This window comes from Streptomyces sp. (assembly GCF_036566765.1).
GTDB lineage: Bacteria > Actinomycetota > Actinomycetes > Streptomycetales > Streptomycetaceae > Streptomyces.
The window spans coordinates 44,380-60,745 of sequence record NZ_DATCVQ010000317.1; the positions used below are offsets into that span (position 1 = coordinate 44,380).

Annotated in this window: 18 protein-coding genes and 1 pseudogene; 1 reads left to right on the top strand and 18 read right to left on the bottom strand. The window is 68.2% G+C overall.

Annotated features, from left to right (window positions below; genetic code table 11):
• The first annotated feature begins 55 nt into the window (after window positions 1–55).
• Complete coding sequence (locus VIU94_RS18715; protein WP_331912966.1) at window positions 56–385, top strand: DUF6233 domain-containing protein; 330 nt, start codon at window positions 56–58, stop codon at window positions 383–385.
• A 114-nt stretch (window positions 386–499) separates the two neighbouring features.
• Here VIU94_RS18715 and VIU94_RS18720 read toward each other — a convergent pair whose 3' ends face one another.
• The 18 genes and pseudogenes from VIU94_RS18720 to VIU94_RS18810 all read right to left on the bottom strand — a co-directional run bounded on the left by VIU94_RS18720 (window position 500) and on the right by VIU94_RS18810 (window position 16,249).
• Window positions 500–766 (bottom strand): hypothetical protein, encoded by a 267-nt coding sequence (locus tag VIU94_RS18720; protein WP_331912967.1) that lies wholly within the window; start codon window positions 764–766, stop codon window positions 500–502.
• 86 nt (window positions 767–852) lie between these two features.
• Window positions 853–1,470, bottom strand: coding sequence for a hypothetical protein (locus VIU94_RS18725; protein WP_331912968.1), 618 nt, complete (start codon window positions 1,468–1,470; stop codon window positions 853–855).
• The gene (locus VIU94_RS18730; protein ID WP_331912969.1) at window positions 1,467–2,120 is read right to left on the bottom strand and encodes a recombinase family protein; all 654 of its coding nucleotides are present in this window, start codon (window positions 2,118–2,120) and stop codon (window positions 1,467–1,469) included. Before VIU94_RS18730 ends, VIU94_RS18725 begins: the two co-directional genes overlap by 4 nt.
• Window positions 2,121–2,329: 209 nt before the next feature.
• Window positions 2,330–2,494, bottom strand: a complete 165-nt coding sequence (locus tag VIU94_RS18735; protein ID WP_331912970.1) for a hypothetical protein — start codon at window positions 2,492–2,494, stop codon at window positions 2,330–2,332.
• Between the two features lie 8 nt (window positions 2,495–2,502).
• A complete protein-coding gene (locus tag VIU94_RS18740) occupies window positions 2,503–3,156 on the bottom strand; it encodes a collagen-like domain-containing protein (protein WP_331912971.1) in 654 nt (217 codons plus the stop codon).
• Window positions 3,153–3,500 carry a hypothetical protein gene (locus tag VIU94_RS18745; RefSeq protein WP_331912972.1) on the bottom strand — a complete coding sequence of 116 codons (348 nt, stop codon included), beginning with the start codon at window positions 3,498–3,500 and terminating at the stop codon, window positions 3,153–3,155. The genes VIU94_RS18740 and VIU94_RS18745 overlap by 4 nt, the downstream gene beginning before the upstream one ends.
• A 12-nt stretch (window positions 3,501–3,512) precedes the next feature.
• The gene (locus tag VIU94_RS18750; RefSeq protein ID WP_331912973.1) at window positions 3,513–3,734 is read right to left on the bottom strand and encodes a holin; all 222 of its coding nucleotides are present in this window, start codon (window positions 3,732–3,734) and stop codon (window positions 3,513–3,515) included.
• 173 nt (window positions 3,735–3,907) lie between these two features.
• Window positions 3,908–4,495: pseudogene (locus VIU94_RS18760) on the bottom strand (N-acetylmuramoyl-L-alanine amidase); the annotation flags it as partial.
• A 1-nt stretch (window position 4,496) separates the two neighbouring features.
• Window positions 4,497–4,979, bottom strand: a complete 483-nt coding sequence (locus VIU94_RS18765; protein ID WP_331912974.1) for a hypothetical protein — start codon at window positions 4,977–4,979, stop codon at window positions 4,497–4,499.
• Between the two features lie 88 nt (window positions 4,980–5,067).
• Window positions 5,068–5,250: a DUF5678 domain-containing protein gene (locus tag VIU94_RS18770; RefSeq protein WP_331912975.1), complete on the bottom strand. Its 183-nt coding sequence runs from the start codon at window positions 5,248–5,250 to the stop codon at window positions 5,068–5,070.
• Between the two features lie 9 nt (window positions 5,251–5,259).
• Complete coding sequence (locus VIU94_RS18775) at window positions 5,260–7,236, bottom strand: hypothetical protein (protein ID WP_331912976.1); 1,977 nt, start codon at window positions 7,234–7,236, stop codon at window positions 5,260–5,262.
• On the bottom strand, window positions 7,236–8,174 hold the full coding sequence (locus tag VIU94_RS18780; RefSeq protein ID WP_331912977.1) for a hypothetical protein: 939 nt from the start codon (window positions 8,172–8,174) through the stop codon (window positions 7,236–7,238). Before VIU94_RS18780 ends, VIU94_RS18775 begins: the two co-directional genes overlap by 1 nt.
• Window positions 8,175–8,178: 4 nt before the next feature.
• Entirely contained in the window at window positions 8,179–9,336 is a 1,158-nt protein-coding gene (locus VIU94_RS18785) for a siphovirus ReqiPepy6 Gp37-like family protein (RefSeq protein WP_331912978.1), read from the bottom strand.
• Between the two features lies 1 nt (window position 9,337).
• The gene (locus VIU94_RS18790; RefSeq protein WP_331912979.1) at window positions 9,338–10,312 is read right to left on the bottom strand and encodes a phage tail family protein; all 975 of its coding nucleotides are present in this window, start codon (window positions 10,310–10,312) and stop codon (window positions 9,338–9,340) included.
• Complete coding sequence (locus tag VIU94_RS18795) at window positions 10,313–14,845, bottom strand: hypothetical protein (RefSeq protein ID WP_331912980.1); 4,533 nt, start codon at window positions 14,843–14,845, stop codon at window positions 10,313–10,315.
• A gap of 12 nt (window positions 14,846–14,857) precedes the next feature.
• Window positions 14,858–15,331, bottom strand: a complete 474-nt coding sequence (locus VIU94_RS18800) for a hypothetical protein (RefSeq protein WP_331912981.1) — start codon at window positions 15,329–15,331, stop codon at window positions 14,858–14,860.
• Entirely contained in the window at window positions 15,274–15,612 is a 339-nt protein-coding gene (locus VIU94_RS18805) for a hypothetical protein (protein ID WP_331912982.1), read from the bottom strand. Before VIU94_RS18805 ends, VIU94_RS18800 begins: the two co-directional genes overlap by 58 nt.
• A 76-nt stretch (window positions 15,613–15,688) precedes the next feature.
• A complete protein-coding gene (locus VIU94_RS18810) occupies window positions 15,689–16,249 on the bottom strand; it encodes a phage tail tube protein (RefSeq protein ID WP_331912983.1) in 561 nt (186 codons plus the stop codon).
• Window positions 16,250–16,366 lie beyond the last annotated feature (117 nt).

Sequence of the window (16,366 nt, forward strand, 5' to 3'; positions counted from 1 at the left end):
CACGGCCGCGGCCGGCGTCGCGGAGGGCGGTGACCAGCGTCGTAATATCGAACGCATGAGCGATGATCTGCCGCCGGATGTGGAGCGCCTCGAGACACTGCGTACCTGGCACGTACTGAGCCTCGAACGCATCGACCGGGCACTCGCCGTAGCCCGGCAGCGGGAAGCCGAGGAGCAGGAGCGCCGGGAGCGTGCGGCGGCAGAGCGACGGTTCAAGATTGAGCCGGGCCTGGATCAGCAGATCATCCACCGTGGCGGCTGCGCGAAGTGGGCCGGCAACGGCAGCTTCCTCGACCGGAGCGAAGTGCTGCTCGCCATCCACGACGACGCACTCAACGTGAAGCCCTGCCCCGTCTGCCGGCCGGACACGGCGCTGCAGACGTAAGCGGCCCGCCTCGCCGGGGGAACGAGACGGGCACGCGGGCAGTGTGGCATGCGGCGGCTGCTCGCTTACGGGTTCTCCTTCTTGCGGGCGCTGCCATTTGAGCGGTCTGAGGTATCAGAAGCGGATGCCCCGCGCGAAGCCCTGGACCGTCTCTCGCATGGCCGCCTCCATGCCCTGCTCGTCGATGACGAGTAGGCGCCCTTCTGGACAGCACTGCGAAGCCACTACCTGGAACAGGCCCCCAGCGTCGTAGACGTCGACCGCAGCCTTAATCGTGTCGACCAGGCCCGGCGGGCAGAGGATCGTGCGGCGCGCATCGCCGAGAACCTGCTCATAGAAGCGGACATCGGTCAGCATCTTCTCGACATCCAGGTCGTCCACGGGTCCTCCTAGCCGAGCACCCCACCGCCGGGCGCAGTTCCGAGGCAACTCCATGCTACGAGCAGGCGCTGACAACGCCGGGGCTGTCATCGGGCAGCCTCCGCACGCTCGTTCGGCTTGCACGGATTGGGGATGGCGATGCGTGATGCGAGCTGGTCGCCAGTCATCTGCCCCACATGGACCAGCGTCGGCAGGGCCGTCATGACCTGATCCCAGACGTCGTCAAGCGCCTCGTCTGCAAGGTCGTGCAGCACGCTGTAGTCGACTGGTCCGTCGCCGAAGCTAGGTCGAGGGTGGGGCTCCATCTCAAAGACAGCAGCTCGGTCATGCGCGGCGGTCAACTCCCCCATGGCGGCCAGACTCGGCGTCCACAGGCCTGTCTCTCGCAGCCACCGATCTACGGCTCGCTCACCGGCAACCAAACCGGCGAAGAGTGGCGTAGTCGCCCAGCGGGAAGCTGCCGCGATCTGCGCGTGGCCACTGAATTCGACTCCAACGCCCAAGGTCACCACATGGAAGCCCCCGGCCATCCACACCACGGCGTGTCCGAGTTCGTGTACGGCGGCGATGGCTCGGCTGTCCGCCTCCGAGAGGCCGAGCGCCTGGGGGTTGACCGCTTCGTGCAGCTGAGCGTCCCCCAGAGGGTTCCTGGTGGGGTAGGGCGTGCCGTCATCCAGGGCGGCCTCGTGATGCCAGACGGTCATGCACGCTCCAGCCCTGAGTGCTGGCCGCCGACGCTGGGTCGATGCCCGGCGCGGAGTTCAGGCACGTACTTGTAGATCGTGGTCCGGCTGACGCCGAGGAGCTTGGCGATCGAGGTGACGGATGCATCCGGGTCGGCGAGCATCGAACGCGCGTGCCGGATCTGCTCTTCCGTCATGGCCGGCGGACGGCCTAGACGTTCACCGCGAGCACGGGCAGCGGCGAGGCCTTCGTGGGTGCCTTGGACGATGAGTTCGCGGATGAACTCGGCGAGCGCGGCGAAGACGTGGAAGACGAGCCGGCCGCCGGGCGTCGTGGTGTCGAGGGACTCGTGGAGCGAGCGGAAGCCGATGCCGCGCTTGCGGAGTCCGGCGACGATGGAGATGAGGTCTTGGATCGAGCGGCCGAGGCGGTCGAGGGACGGCACGACGAGGGTGTCGCCTTCGCGGATGTAGTCGAGGGCATTCCAGAGTTCTTCGCGCTCGGCGTTCTTGCCAGACTTCTTGTCGCTGAAGATCCGTTGACAGCTGGCGGCTTCGAGGGCGGCGATCTGGCGGTCGAGTTTCTGGCCCTTGGTGCTGACGCGGGCGTAGCCGATGAGGGCTCCCCCGCGGCCGACGGGGGCGAGGAGGTCCGGGGAGTCGGGTTCCATGAGCCTATTGTCCAGAAAAGGGGGTCGGATAGTTAGTGGACATTCAGCCTTTCTGGACGGGGTTTCTGGACACCTTCGGGGGTACTAATGCCCGGTTCGTCCTCCAGCTGTCCAACTAGCCAACAATCGATCGATTGATGGACAACCCGTGTGCGGGCATAGAGAAACGCCCCCGCCGCCTGCCGAAGCAGGGACGGGGGCGTCGTCGTTCACGCGGGTTCGTCGCCGTCAGCCGGCGGCGGTAGGTCGGGTTCGAGGAACAGCCCCTCGTAGCTGGGCTGCGGTTGTGGCTCGGCGAGGCCGAGGTTCACGAGCGAGCCCATGTCGGCGGACGAGTCGTCGACGCGGCGGGCGACCGGAACGGCATCGGGCATGCGTCCTCCTAGGTGTACTGGCGGCGGGTCGGGTCGAGGCCCATGGACAGCAGGCCGTCCTTCTTCTTCTCTGGCTGTGGGGCGCCGTCCTTGCGGCAGACGAGCGCGTCGGGGTCGTAGGCCGGCGCCTGGAGCGAGTAGCCATCGGGACACTTCTGCCCGTCCTGCCCGTCCTGCCCGTCCGCCCCGTCCTTTCCGGCGGGCCCTTCGGGTCCGGCCGGCCCGGGATCGCCCTGAGGTCCGGCGGATCCTGGGACCCCGTCGCTACCCGCGGCCCCAGTCGGACCCGTTGAGCCGACGCCGTCCGTTCCCTTGCTGCCGTCGTCTCCGTCCTTGCCGTTCTTGCCCGGGGATCCGGACGGGCCGGGACTGCCGGGCTCCCCCGGTGTTCCGGGATCGCCCTTGTCGCCCTTCGGTCCCCGCACGGAGTGGCCGGGTTCGCCGCGGCTGCCAGGAGGGCCGGCGACGGGCTTGTGCCCGAGCTGCTGCACCTGGCTGGCCAATGCGTCGCGCGCGTCGTTGGCTGCGCGCAGGTCGTGTGACATCTGTTGCAGCCACAGCACGAGCAGCGTGAACACGACGATCCCGCTCAGGACCAGAGCCCCGACCCAGATGTCGCGGCGGTGCTGGATTTGTTCTCGGCTGTGGTGCTTGGCCCTCACGTGCCTGCTCCCCTCGCCGCCAAGTACGCCTGCAGGAGCAGCAGCAGGACGGGGGCCGCAAGGCAGGAGAAGACGAGCCGCCTGTCAGAGCGCCGCTGGTCCTCCCGCTTGCGCCGCTCCACGTCGGCGTTCTGCTTCTCCTGCACCCGCTCCGCCTCCATGGCCGCGATCCGCTCGATGACCTGCCGGTGCACCTCGTCGGCGGCTCGTCGCTCCAGCTCGTACCGCTCGACGCTGACCTTCTGGTCCAGCCGGGTGCCGTACTCGCGGAGGTCTTCTTTGAGGTCGGCGTGGATGGCCTCAAGCCGTCTCGCGACCTCGCCGAGAGTCGGCTCGTCGGCCATGTGGTGCTCCGATCAGCTCTCTGGCGAGACCCGCGGCGTGTGCTGCGCGGACCAGCCGGACAGGAACGTCACGGCCGCGGGGGCGACCGCGATGATGACCGGCTGCAGCCACGACGGGAGCGGCCCGAGGAGGCTGTCGTCCGCCACCACAGAGTTCAGGACGGCGATGAGGAGCGACACCACGAACGTTGCGGCGGTCGCGGACTTCACCTTGTTCTCGATCGGGGCAGCCATGTCGGGTGTCCTCACTTCTTGGGGAGCTTGAGGGTCTGGCCGGGCGTGATTGTGTCGGCGTCCTTGAGCCCGTTGAGCTGGGCGATGTCGTGCCACCGGTTACCGTCGCGCAGCTTGGACGCGGCGATGGACCAGAGGGTGTCGCCGGAGCGGACCGTGTACGTGACGGTGGGCTTGAGGCGGTCGCGGATCTGGCCGCGCAGCCAGTCCATGCCGAAGCCACGCGGGTCGACCTTGCCGGGCTGCCACTCGAGGTGCCCGATGACGGAGCGCTCCGACCAGCCGTGGTGTCGGCAGATCGCTGCGGCCACGCGCTCGATCGCCTCGAGCTGGGCGGCGGGCCACGGGTCCTTGCCGTCGCCGAGGTTCTCGCACTCGAAGCCGTAGAAGTGCCGGTTGCCGTCAGTGTTCGCCTCGTTGTCGGCGGGGAGCGCGGTCTCGTTGATGACGGCGCGGAGGACGTCGTCGTCGCCGAGGCCGGCGTGGTTGGCGCGGCCGTAGCCGACGAGGTGCACGCGGCCGTCCTTGGCGATGACGCCGTGGCAGAGAGGGCCAGGCAGGTCGGAGTGCCCGTCACGGCAGATCTTGACCGTGGCCGTGGTCCCCTTCGTGACGGTGTGGTGGATCATCACGCCGTTCAGCGGGCCCCACGGTCCCTTGTGGTTGCGGTTGTGGTGCTCCCAGTCGCCGACCTCGACGACGGTCACGCCCTCGGCGCGCAGCAGCGCGGCGAACGTGGAAGCGGACGGGGGTGTGGCCACGTCAGGACTCCTGTGCTGGATGGATGGCGAGCTTCAGCTCGGCCAAGGTGATGCGCCTCGCGCGGCTGTCGTTGTGGGCGACGAGCAGCGCGATCGGTGTGCCGGGGTGCACAAACAGCTCGTGCGACTTGTGGAAGAACTGCTGCCCGGGCGAGCGCGGCCGGTGCTCTGTCGCGGTCGAGTCGGCGCCCGTCGACAGGCCCAGCGGGTCGCGGACGAAGCGGTCACGGAGCTCCGTGTAGCCGCCGTCTTCCCAATAGATCATTGCGCTGAGCGAGCCCCAGCCGTCCGCGGCCGGCCAGATCAACCCGGCCCGGTCGTCGCGCTGCCAACCCTTCACCTGGCGGCCGTCGGGCTGGGCCGGGTCGTGCATGTGGTGGGCGTCGTAGGACTCGACGAAGGGGAAGCGGACGACGTGGTACTTGCCGTCGGCCGGGATGACTTGTGGGGTGTCGGTCTTCAGCGAGCAGACGCGGACCGTCACGGTGCCTCCTAGGTGAGGCGGCCAATGGACTGTGGGCCCTCGCTTGGGCCGTCCCGGCCGCGCTTGTGGCCAACCATCCGGGTCGAACTCAGTTGGACTTCGTGACCAGAGACCCCTTCACGATCAGCACCTGCGAGGCGGGAAACTCGGCGTCGTTCACTGTGACGGTCTGCACTGCCTGGGCGAGAACCTGGTCGTAGTCCTCGCCGTGAGCCACGAGGCTTCCGTCACGGCCCACGGCGATGTACTCGTCCTTGATCAAAAGAGGCACGACTTCTCCTTAGCTGAGGGCGGCCCAACGGGATCCGTTGGTCCCTGACTGGCTGCCGAGCGTGATCGAGGCAGGAAGCGAGGTCTGGGTAGTGGGGCCAACAAGGAACCGGCTGGCGCCCGTTGTCAGCCCTGCATTCAGCACGCTTGACGCCCCGTTGCCCTGGGCGAATGACGGCGGGGTAGTCCCGACGGAGAGGATCGCCACGTAGTACGTCCCCACGGCGAGGGTCTGCGGCGTGATCGCTGCCGTCTTGGCACCGCTCGAACCAAAGGCGGTGGTCTGGTCGGCGCTCACCGCGAGGCGGGTACCGGAGCTGCTGTACAGGCCGACGAAGTTCTGATTGGCCGTGAGCGTTGCCCCGGCGTCAACGACTCCGTAGTGGATGGTGCTCACCACTGTGGACCGGTTAACGATCTTGACCTTGCACAGGTACACCGACCCGGTGGTGACGCGATCGGAAGCGGACCGGATGGTGGCTGGGTCGTGCGTCCACGTGACCAGGCCGTGGTCATCGGGCGTGAACGTCGGGTCGTTCACAACGCTGAGCGGGTACTGAAGCAGCCCGGCCGGGAGGGCGTTACCGGTGTTGAAGGTCGTGATGTCCCGGAAGACCGTCGACGACGACTTCGTGTAGGTGACGGTGCCGGTCGGGTTGTTCTCGACGCGGATGCGTTCGAAGATGTTCGGGGTGTTGCTGGTCGTGTTGAGGTCTTCGATGATCTGCAAGGCGCCTGCGGAGTCGATGTTGACCCACATCGCGCGGAACGTGTTGTTGTAGCTGTTCGTGCCGCAGACGAACATCTTGTTCCCGGCCTGACCGCTGTCGCAGGTCACGTAGTTGCAGTCGAAGACGTTCGACTCACCGTTGGCGACGTTGATGCAGGTCTGGAACTGCTCCAGATTCAGGCCGTAGAAGCGCTGGCTCGCGGTGCCGACCGCGCCGCCAAGCCAGATACCGGTGCAGCCCGTGGAGTTGGCCCCCGCCTCGAACATGTTCCACTGGTTCTGGTTCATGTTGCCGTCGATGGACTCGATGTACAGGGCGTAGCCGCCCGTGCCGACGATCTCGACGAAGAACCGGTTGAACGTGCAGTCGCCCGCGTTCTGGTTGGCGCTGTTGTTGGTGATCCGGATCCCGTTCCTGGTCCCCTGGATCTCGATGTTGTCGAACGTGCTGCGCCACGGCATCGCCATATCCATGGCCCAGCCGGTGTTCGTCGGCGTGTAGCTGCCGGAGATCCGGATGTTCCGCATCGACGAGTCCCAGAACGACAGCGTGGTCGTCGTCGTGGTCGACGTCGACACGATGCCCGAACTGGCGCCCTGGATGACGACGCCCAGGTCCTCGAGGTGGAACTGCGCCCAGTTCCCGATCAGGATGCCGTTCTGCCCGGAGGCCGGCTTCAGTGTGGTGGCGTTCTTGCCGCAGCCCCGGAGGATCACGGTGAGCGGGTCGTCCACGTTCGCGGTGCCCTGGATCGACACAGGGGCAGCGAGGTTGAAGTCGCCGACGCTGAGCTGGACGATGCCGCCGCCCTCGTCCTGCGCGTCGTCGATGGCCTGCTGGATCTGCACCTGGTCCGCTGTGCCATCACATAGGTACGCCGCTGCGGCCCGCACGTCCGCCGGTGCGGTCGCCGAAGCGACGACGCGGATCAGCTTGGTGAAGACGGCCCCGCCACCCCCACCGCCCCCGCCCGTGGCGCCCCCGTGGGCGTCCATCCAGGCGCGCGAGGTTCCGCCACCGTCGGCCCACATGCCCGTCACGCCGTCGGGCCCGGAGAAGCGGGGCAGGGCCCCGAACTCGTCGGCGGTCACCTGCATGATCGGCGTGCTGCTGGCGTCGAGGAGATCTGTGTACTGGGTGCCCGCGTCAGCAGAGTCCCAGAAGGTGACGGTCGCGCCGGCGCCTACGGCCCACAGGCCATCGGAAGGCGTGACGACGAAGTCGGCGACTCCGGCGCCGAACGTAGACCTGGCCATCAGTCCACCACCCAACTGACCGTGCCCGGAAGGACGTCGTCGCCATTCGAGATATCGGGCTTCTGGGTGAGCCAGGCCTGCCCGGCGAGCGAGTGGTTGGCGGGGTAGATCGTGATACGCCCGATGTCGGCCCCGCTGATGTACGCCATCGTGTACATGTTCCGGGTCGGGTGCCGGTAGGCGGACGGGATGAGCACCGGTAGGCGGGCGTCCGTGGGTCCGGCGAGGGCGCCGCCCTTCCGGTTGAAGGTGCCCAACCTCAGGTGCACGTTTCCGCTGCGCTTTTCGAGGACGGATTCGACGGTGATCTCCCATGCGGACAGGGCGGAGTCGCACGACACGCTGCCCGAACTGTCGTAGGCGGTGCTCCAGGAGGAGCCATTCCAGAGGATGAGCCGTCCGGTGTCGATCTCGTATGCGACCTCGCCGAGGACTGGCTGGGGGTTGCGTGCGGACGACAGGCACGGCCGCAGGCGGGTGCCGATGTACAGCTCCTCACGGGTGACGCTCACCGCCGAGGCGCCGTTCAGAACGGTCACCTTGGCGAGCGAGATCTCGTACACGCCGGTGTCGCCGGTCTGCTGGACCAGCGCCGGGGCGCCGCTCCCGCCGGTGCCCGCCTTGACGACGGCCCGAACGGTCCACGCTGAGCGGTCCAGCCGCAGCACGACGCGGTCGACGCGTGTGGAGCCGGAGCTGTTGGCTCCGATCGGAAGGTTCACGTCGGACGTTCCGGAAGTCCAGGCGTGTCCACGCAGATTCGCGTACACGCCGGCGCGCACGTCGACGGACAGCCCGGAGCCCGCAGAGATGACCGCGGTCCCGGTCGGGTTGCCCCAGACGCCGTCGTCGGCTGACCGGGCGGCGATCTTCTCGTACTCCGTGTCGGTCACGGCCCTGCTGTTGTGGGCCGGGGACGGCCACGAGTCCTGTGCCACCAGCTCACCTCGTTTCGAGTCGGCCGAGCCTGCGGCTCAGCGTGCGTATCAGCTGCACCATCTGCGGATCGTTCGTTGCGTCCGGCGAGCCGACCAGCGTGGCGACGGTCTCGCCCGACTCCGGTTCGGCCTGCAGATGAATGGAGCGGACGATGTCGGTGACCTGCAGACCGTGCGGCAAGGCGACCGAGACCCGGTCGCCGAGATTGAAGTCCCTGCCGGCCTTGAGGTCTTCGGTGTCGACGGTGACCGTGGACAGCTCGATCGGCGCGGAGCCGTCTGCGATCTCGGCCGTTCCGGCGGCGGTCAACTCGCCCTTCGTGTCGTTGTCTGCGCCGCCGTCGAGGTACCGCTCGACCCGCCACCACGTAGCGGCAGCGCTCGCGTTGGGGACCTCGACATAAGTGCGGATCGTGTTGCCCTCGGTCTCGTTGCCGGCCACCAGGGCGTGCGTCAGGCCGGGCGCGGACTGCTTGAAGGAGACGCTGCGCAGGTTGCCCAGGCCCTCCGAGAAGCGGGCCGTCGCTGACTTGTCGACTGGCGCATAACAGCCGAACTTGAGCTGCGTGCCGACTTGCTGGACGCGGAAGCCGATCCCGCCACCGTTGAGTGCCGCGCTGCGGCAGGCGTCGAGGACGGGCTCGAACCGGGTCTTCACCGCGGTGTTGGAGCCGACTCCGGCGACCGAGTCGAGGACGAAGTTCGGGATGCGCCGGGCGGTGATAGCGCCGGGTCCGCAGTTCTCGTTGACGAGCGTGCGGATGATCGTCTCGCTGTTGACGGCATCGAAGCTCCGCCAGGTCGCGCCGTGCTGCCCAGCCCACGTGAGCGCGGGCTCGGGCCAGGTGATGTATCCGGCGATCGTGGCGAGATCGTCAGAGAAGTCGACTTTCACCTTGCCCGGCCCCGGGTCCCCGTCCACCGACCACGTGTAGTCGGTGGGGACTTCCATCGGGCCGGCCATCCAGATCGCACCGTCGCGGATGACCACCATCCGGTTACCCGGCTGGAGTTGGGCCATCACCTCGGGCAAGGCGGGCAGGTCGACGCTTCCGGAGCCAGGCTCGTTGAAGTTCTTCGTGACGTCGAGGCCGGTCCAGTCGACGAGCGGGTCGCCCTGGACGACCATGGCGTCGTTGGTGACGAGGAGCTGGATCGCCATGTCAGGCCGTCTCGTAACGGGGGTTATACGACAGGTCGACGGCCGACCCGGTCCCGGATCCGGAGAGGGTGAACGTCACCGGGTTGTCCCCAGGGGCAAGTCCCCACAGGGAGGCGGTCGGCCAGTTGAGGCCGCCGATCCAGTTGTCGCCGTTCTGGTAGCGCACGCGCGGCGGGTCGGTGGAGACGGTGACCTTCTGTCCGGCGAGGAGGTTCCCGTGACCGATCGCGGCTGCGTTCGGGTCGAGCGTGAAGCTCTCGCCGGTGCCTGCGTGCGTGAACGTGATTGCCGATGCGGGGCCGGTGACCGTCCACGTCGGCCACACGGTGACGTCCCCGGGGTTGTGGAGCGTGGTCGCCCCGAGCACCTGTGACGACGCGACGGTCGGGTACGGGACGAAGAAGCTGCTGCTCCCGGCCGACGATTCGCGGTGCTCCGTGATGGGCTCGGGGTCGACCCAGTACGGGTCCTCGCACCACAGGCTGATCACCGCAGCATCCGAGTACCGGTAGTAGCCGGCCTTGGACTCGCCCTCGAAGCCCTCCTGGTAATAGACCGCGATCCGCCGGCGGGTGCCGTCCGGACGGGCCAGCTCCAGGCTGCCGGGCCCCTCGCGCAGCGTGCGCGTGAACGCGGTCGCCAGCTGCCGCCAGCGCGCGAGGAACTCCGTGTGGTCAGCGCCTTGCACGTATAGCGGCCACACAATCGTGCGGGCCTGCGCCTGCGCGTGCCGCAGGCGCGCGCCCCCGCGCGGGTGCGGATCCTGGGTCAGCTCATACGCCGTGGCACCCAGTCCTGAGACTCCCTCGGCGAGCGTGAAGATGTCGGAGTCGATGTCGGTGAGCGGCCACACGGTGCCGGTGGGGTCGGTGTATGTGGCGGTCGCCCGCCCGATCTCCGGGAGCGGTACCGGGGTCCCTCCACCGCCGGGCGGTTCACCCGTATCCGGCGGTGCAGGGGCGGTGATGATGGGCATCTAGCGCGGCCTCCCCACCCTGGCCCTGGCCTCCTGCACGCGCTGCACCCTCTGTAGGTCAGCAACGGTGAAGTCGGCGGTTCGGGCGTTGATCGTGTAGGCGTAGGAGGGTCCGCCGTCAGAAGCGACGCGGCTGGATACCGCGTCCCACTGGCGGGCCGTGAGGATCGCCTCCGGCTGGCCCGTGTTGTTGACGGCCGCGGTGAGGCCCGGCTGGAGCCAGCCACCGCTGTCGTACTTGCCAGGCTGGAATCCGTACCAGCTGGTGAACAGGCTGTCCTTGTAGCTGCGGGCCCGCTTGCCGACGACGACTCCGTCGCCGCCGCGGGACTCGACGTTCGTCTTGGCAATGGTGCCGGCCGTGTGGCCGACGCCCTTGTTCGTGATGCCGATCTTGAACGGGCTGTTGCCGTGCAGGACCCAGCCGGGCGGAGCCGTCTTCCCGGAGAACGCACCCGTGGCCCACCGGCGGTGAGGCTTCTGGCCCCGGATGACGGACTCGATCGCCGACTGAAAGCCGGAGCAGTCCCACGACGGATTGCCGTTGCCTGCCCACTGGTACTTCTTGCCGTTCTGCGTCTTGGCCCACTTGAGCGCCCTCTGGATCTTCGGGCCGCCGACTCCGTCGCCGCCCTTCTTGTCGGCGTCCTTTGAGTACCCGAATAGCGCGTCGATGATCTTCGTGGGGATGTGACGCATCATCTTGCCGATGCCCGTGTCCATGCCCGGGAACTTCCGGAGCAGCGGGTCGACAACATGCTTCACGCCCGCGCGCGCAGAGGCCTCGAGCGTGTCGGCCAGCCAGCTCGCACCCTTCTTGATGCCGTTCCAGGCAGCCGAGCCAGCGCCCTTTACGGCTGACGCGGCGCTGCCGATCCAGCCGAAGATCCCGCCGTCCTTGTAGCGCAGGCTCCGGTCAGTGTGCGAGCGTTGATCGTTGCCGCCGAGCACCGGTGCGAGCGCCTCTCGGACCCTCCCAGCGCCGCCCGACTTGGCGAGGTGGTTGAAATACGAGACGAAGCCAGGACCCACGCCGCGGGTGAACTCCGGGCGCATGATGGCCTCGCCGCCGGACATCTCCAGCGCGCCACCCGTGGGGCTGTAGAACTTGTGCGGGTCGCGGCCCGGCGTGTAGCCGGGCAGGACGCCGCCCTGCGCGAACTGGAACTTGTCCAGGGTCGGCGCACCGAACGCCCCGGCGATCTTGTTCCAGACCCCGCGGATCCCCTTGTTGTAGACGATGTCGATGATGAAGTTGACGGGGCCCTTGGCGATGTTCTTGAGCTTGTCCCAGGCCGTTTTGATTGCCTTGCGTGCCGTGTCGAAGGAATCGGCGACCGCCTTCACCGCGCCCTTCAGCGCGCTGAAAATCGGCTTGATGCCCTTCTCGTACACGAAGCTGATCGCGGATTTGATGCCGTTCCACGCGGGCTTGACCGCCTTGTTGTACAGCCAGCGGAAGCCGTCTCCGAGGCCGGTCACGCCGGACTTGATCCACCCGAAGAAGGTCTTGATCCCGTTCCAGGCGCCGCCGATCGCGGCCTTGATCCCGGACCACACGGGCTTGATGACCTTGTCGCGGAGCCACGTCATGGCTGGGCCGGTCTTGTCGACGACCCAACTGACCAGTGTCGAGATCCACTTGACGATGTTGGAGATCCAGCTGATCGCGACCTTCAGCGCACCGGCGAACACACCGATGAGGAACCCGGCCAGCTGGATCAACGGCGGCAGCAGCCAGGAGAGGACCTTGACTGCCAACTCCAAGACGATGGCCGCGATCTTCGCCAGCGACGGGATGAGCGGCACGATCGCGAGGGCCAGCTGAATGAACGTGGGCAGCAGCTGCACGAGGAGGCCAGCAGCGAGCTTGACGACCTGCCCGATCAGCTGGCCGATCAGGGGCCACAGCGGATTGAGCGCGCCGACCAGCGTCACCACGGCGGCCGCCAGCGGCGGGATTGCGTCGGCGAGGGCGCCCGCGAACAGCATGGCGATCTGCGCGATGACGGGCGCGAGGTCGGCGATGACCGGTGCCAGGCTCTTGCCGAGCTCGGCGACGATGCCGCCGATCGGCCCGATCAGGGACAGGGCCGCCTTCGCGATCTCACTGAACGCGTCGACCAGGACGGGCAGCACTGGCGTGAGGGCGCCGAACACGTCCTGCATCAGCTGGATCCCGATAGGGATCAGCGGACCCAGTGCGTCCATGAGCTGCGTGAAGGCCTGCGCCAGGATCCCGGCGACGAGGCCGGCGACCTGGCCGATCATGTCGACGAGCGGTGCGATGAACGGCTGCACCGCAGCGAAGATCTGGGTGATGACCGACCCGAGCTGGACGAACACGGGGGTCAGCGCCTGGACAACCTGCGTCAGCGGTCCAACCAGTGCGTCCACGACCTGCGTGACGAGCGCAATGATCGGATACAGGGCAGGCGCCAGAGCGGTGATCACGCCGGTGATCAGGTCGGCGATCGGCTTGAGCAGCGGCGTCACTGCCTCGACGATCTGGATCAGCGCGATGCCGACCTGCTCGATGACCGGCGTCAGCGCCTGAATGATCGGCAGGAGAGCTGCGCCGAGCGCCGAAGCGAGCTGCTGCAGCACCGGGCCCAGCACCTGCGCGAGGTTGGCGATCGGCCCGGCGATCGCATCCATCAGCGGCACGACGGCCTGCACGATCGACCCGATGACCGGGACAATCGACGTGACGATCTGCGCCACGGACGTGAACAGGGACCTCATCGAGGCCTGCATCTCGTCCGTAGCAAGGATCTTCTTCAGCTCACCGAAGACCGCTCCGAGCGTGCCGACGATCGAACCGCCCGCGTCGGAGGCGGCTTTGAAGATCTGGCCGACAACACCGAGCACATTGCCGAGGAGGGTCCCGAACGACTCCAGGATCTTGAAAGCGGTGTTGATGGCCTCCTCGAGGCCGCCACTCTTGAAGCTCTTGGCGATGCCGTCGGTGAAGTGCTTGATCGCCCCTGCGAACTTGGTGAGCAAGCTGTTGAACGCAGGCTGGGCGGCGACAGACAGCTGCCCAAATGCGGTGATGATCTGCCCCGGGGTCTTCTCGAAGACCTTCAGGTTCTTCGTCGCCCCGGCCAGGATCTTGTCGAGCATGCCGCTCTTGGCCATCTCGGTGACGGCGCCGGCCGCGTTCTTCGCCAGGCTGTTCCACACGCCCGCGGTGGCGGTGAGTTGCCGCTGCAGGACGGGGATCGTGGCGCGGCCGAGCGTGGTGACGGTGTCGTCCAGGCCCTTGAACAGTTCGTTCTGGACCGACAGGCGCATCGCGTCCCAGGCCGGGGCCAGCCCTTTGACCGCCCGCACGAACGCCTGCGCGTTCGGTGCGAGCTTGGCCATGGCTGCGTCGGCAGCCGAAGTCTGTGCGGCGGCCGCGGCCTGAGCGTCCGCGACTGCTGCGGCCGCGTCCGCGACGCCGCGCTGGGCGTCCTCGATCTGCCGCTGCCCGTCCGCGCGTGCCTTGTCCACCCCGGCCTGCGCGTCCGCGAGGGCGCGCTGAGCGTCCGCAACTGCCCGGGCGCCGTCCACGCCCGCGCGCCGCGCGTCCTCCTGCGCGCGTGCGAGCGCGCGAGTCTTGTCAGCGACGTTGCGCTGCGAGTCCGCGATCTTGTCCTGCGCGTCCTTGACCTTCTTGGACCCGTTGACGCCGGCCTTGTTGGCCTTGTCGGAGTCCTCGGCCAAGCGCTTCGACTCGGTCTGCTGCTCCTTGAGGTCGAGCGCGGCCTGGTCCCGAACCAGCCGCAGGGCCTCGATGTCTTTGAGGGCGTTGCCGGGCTTGTCCTCGGCGGCCTTGAGCGCGGCCTCGGCGTCCGCGAGCTTGCGGGTCGCCTCGCGCTCGTCGAGGCGCGACTGGCTCAGTTTGTTGTTCAGGTCCTCGAGGTCCCGCGCCGCTTCCTGCCGCGCCTCGTTGAGAGACAGCTGGACCTTCGCAGCCTCGCGCTGCGCGTCAGCGAGGTCCCGCTCGGCTTCCTTCACCTGGCGCTGTGCGTCCTGCTGCCGCTGTGCGGACTCCTCGACGGTGCGGGCCAGGGAGCGCTCCGCGTCCTCGACCGCCCGGTTCGCCTCGCGCACCCGCTCGGCCGCCTGCACGCGCGCGTCCGCGAGGGCGCGCTGTGCGTTCGCCAGGCCGCGCTGAGCGGACTCCACGGCGCGCGTCGCCGAGGCGGCCGACGATGCCTGCCCGGTCGAGTCGGCGAACGCGGCCTTGAACGCCGCGCCCACACCGGACATGCCGATCTTCAGGGCGCCAGCTGCCGCCCCGGCCGTCGTCAGAGCGGGCGCCAGAGCAGCCGCACCAGCAGCGGCCGACGACAGGTTCGCGGCGACCGCGACGCCGGCCAGCGCGCCGATGCCCTTGAGCCCGACACCGAAGGCCTTCGAGAACGCGCCCGCCCCGGACCTGCCCGCGCTACTCGCGCGGGTGTTGACGGTGCGGGACCAGTCCCCCTCGAACTCCGGCCTGATGGAGACGTATCCGCGTCCGACGAGCACACCAGCAGCCACCGCACACCCCCGTCACTGGGTTGCGGCGCGGCCTCCGAAGACCCCCGCCAACTGGGCTGCCCCGGAGCCGTGACGGCCTCCGAAGCGGATGACATTGCTCTTCTTGCGTGCCTCGACGCCGGGCCGCTCGATCGGGTCCGGCGGCTTCAGCTGCCGCGTCTTCTTCGGGTCGCCGTGCAGCTTGACCATCGCGAACGTGTTCTCGCGCGTGGCCTCGACGACCTGGGCCAGCAGATGCCGGTCGAGGGTCCACTGGTCCTCAACTGCCGTGGTGCCCCGCACCGCCCGCGCGGTGGCGCTCTCCGTGGGCAGGTAACGCAGGAAGACACGCAACTCACGCCACGACATCTGCCCGCGGTACAGCTCCAGCAGGGACCGGCCCGGCCAGTACCGGGCCATGTCCCACTCGACGGCCTCCCCGTACTCCGTCAGGAAACGGCGGAGGCCGGCGATTCCCCCGGCTCCAGGCCCGAACGCTTCTGCCACTCCTCGGCGATCAGCTCGATGTCGCCGAACTGGAAGCCAGCCGCGTACATCTCCTTGATCTTCGCCTCGCCGAGGATCTCCTTCAGGACGCCGGCGGAGTCGTTCAAGTCGCCGACCCGCTCCTGCAGTTCGAAGCTCAGGGCCTTGATGGGCGGCAGCGTGAACTCGACGCCCCACAGGTCGTAGGTCGTCGGGTCGGGCAGGGCGTCGCGGCGCTGCTTGGCGAGCGCGTCGAGGGAGACGACGTCACGCCCCACGGCTGCCTTCTTGCTTGCAGTCATGCTGTTCTCCTCGCAGGTGGTAGCGGGTTGAACCCGGTAGGCGCGACCCGCGTGGCACGCCTACCGGGAGTCGGGGTTACGCCGCGGCCCAGGCCGGGTCGTTGGACAGCCACGTCGCGATCTCGGGCGCGGACGAGGCGTAGGCGGACACGGTCATCTCCAGGGCGACCGCCTCGGAGCGGGCCAGGGTGATGCCGCCGCGGTCGGTGATCTCGCCGCGCGGGATCACCAAGCGATTCTTGATCGTGCCGTCGATCCACTCGAGGCCGAACGCGAACTCCTGCGGGCCAGGGGCGGCCGGGATGTCGAGGCGCTGGACGGCGCCGGAGACCGTGGTGATCGTGGAGCCCGGGAAGTAGGCGGTGATCGTGCGCGACTTGAGCTCGATCGCGGTGAAGCCGAGCGTCATGTCGACGCTGGTCAGGATGCGGCGCACCGGCGACAGGGACTGCCAGGCGGCGATGTCCTCGGTGTCCGTCGAATACTCGAGGGACACGCCGTCGTCGGACATGTAGCCCAGGTCGAGCCAGGCCGCGTCCCACGGAGTGTCGAGATCCACGGGGGCCGTCGACCCCTTGGGGGCCATGAAGATGGAGCCGGTAAGTCCGACCCGCACGTTGTCGGCGTCGTTCGCCACGGGATGCCTCCAGGCATAGCGAGGACCCGTGCGGCCAGAATGCCGACGGGTGAATGGGTATGGGGGCGCGGGTTGGTCGAGCTACGCGGGGCGGATGACCATGCTCATCACGAGCAC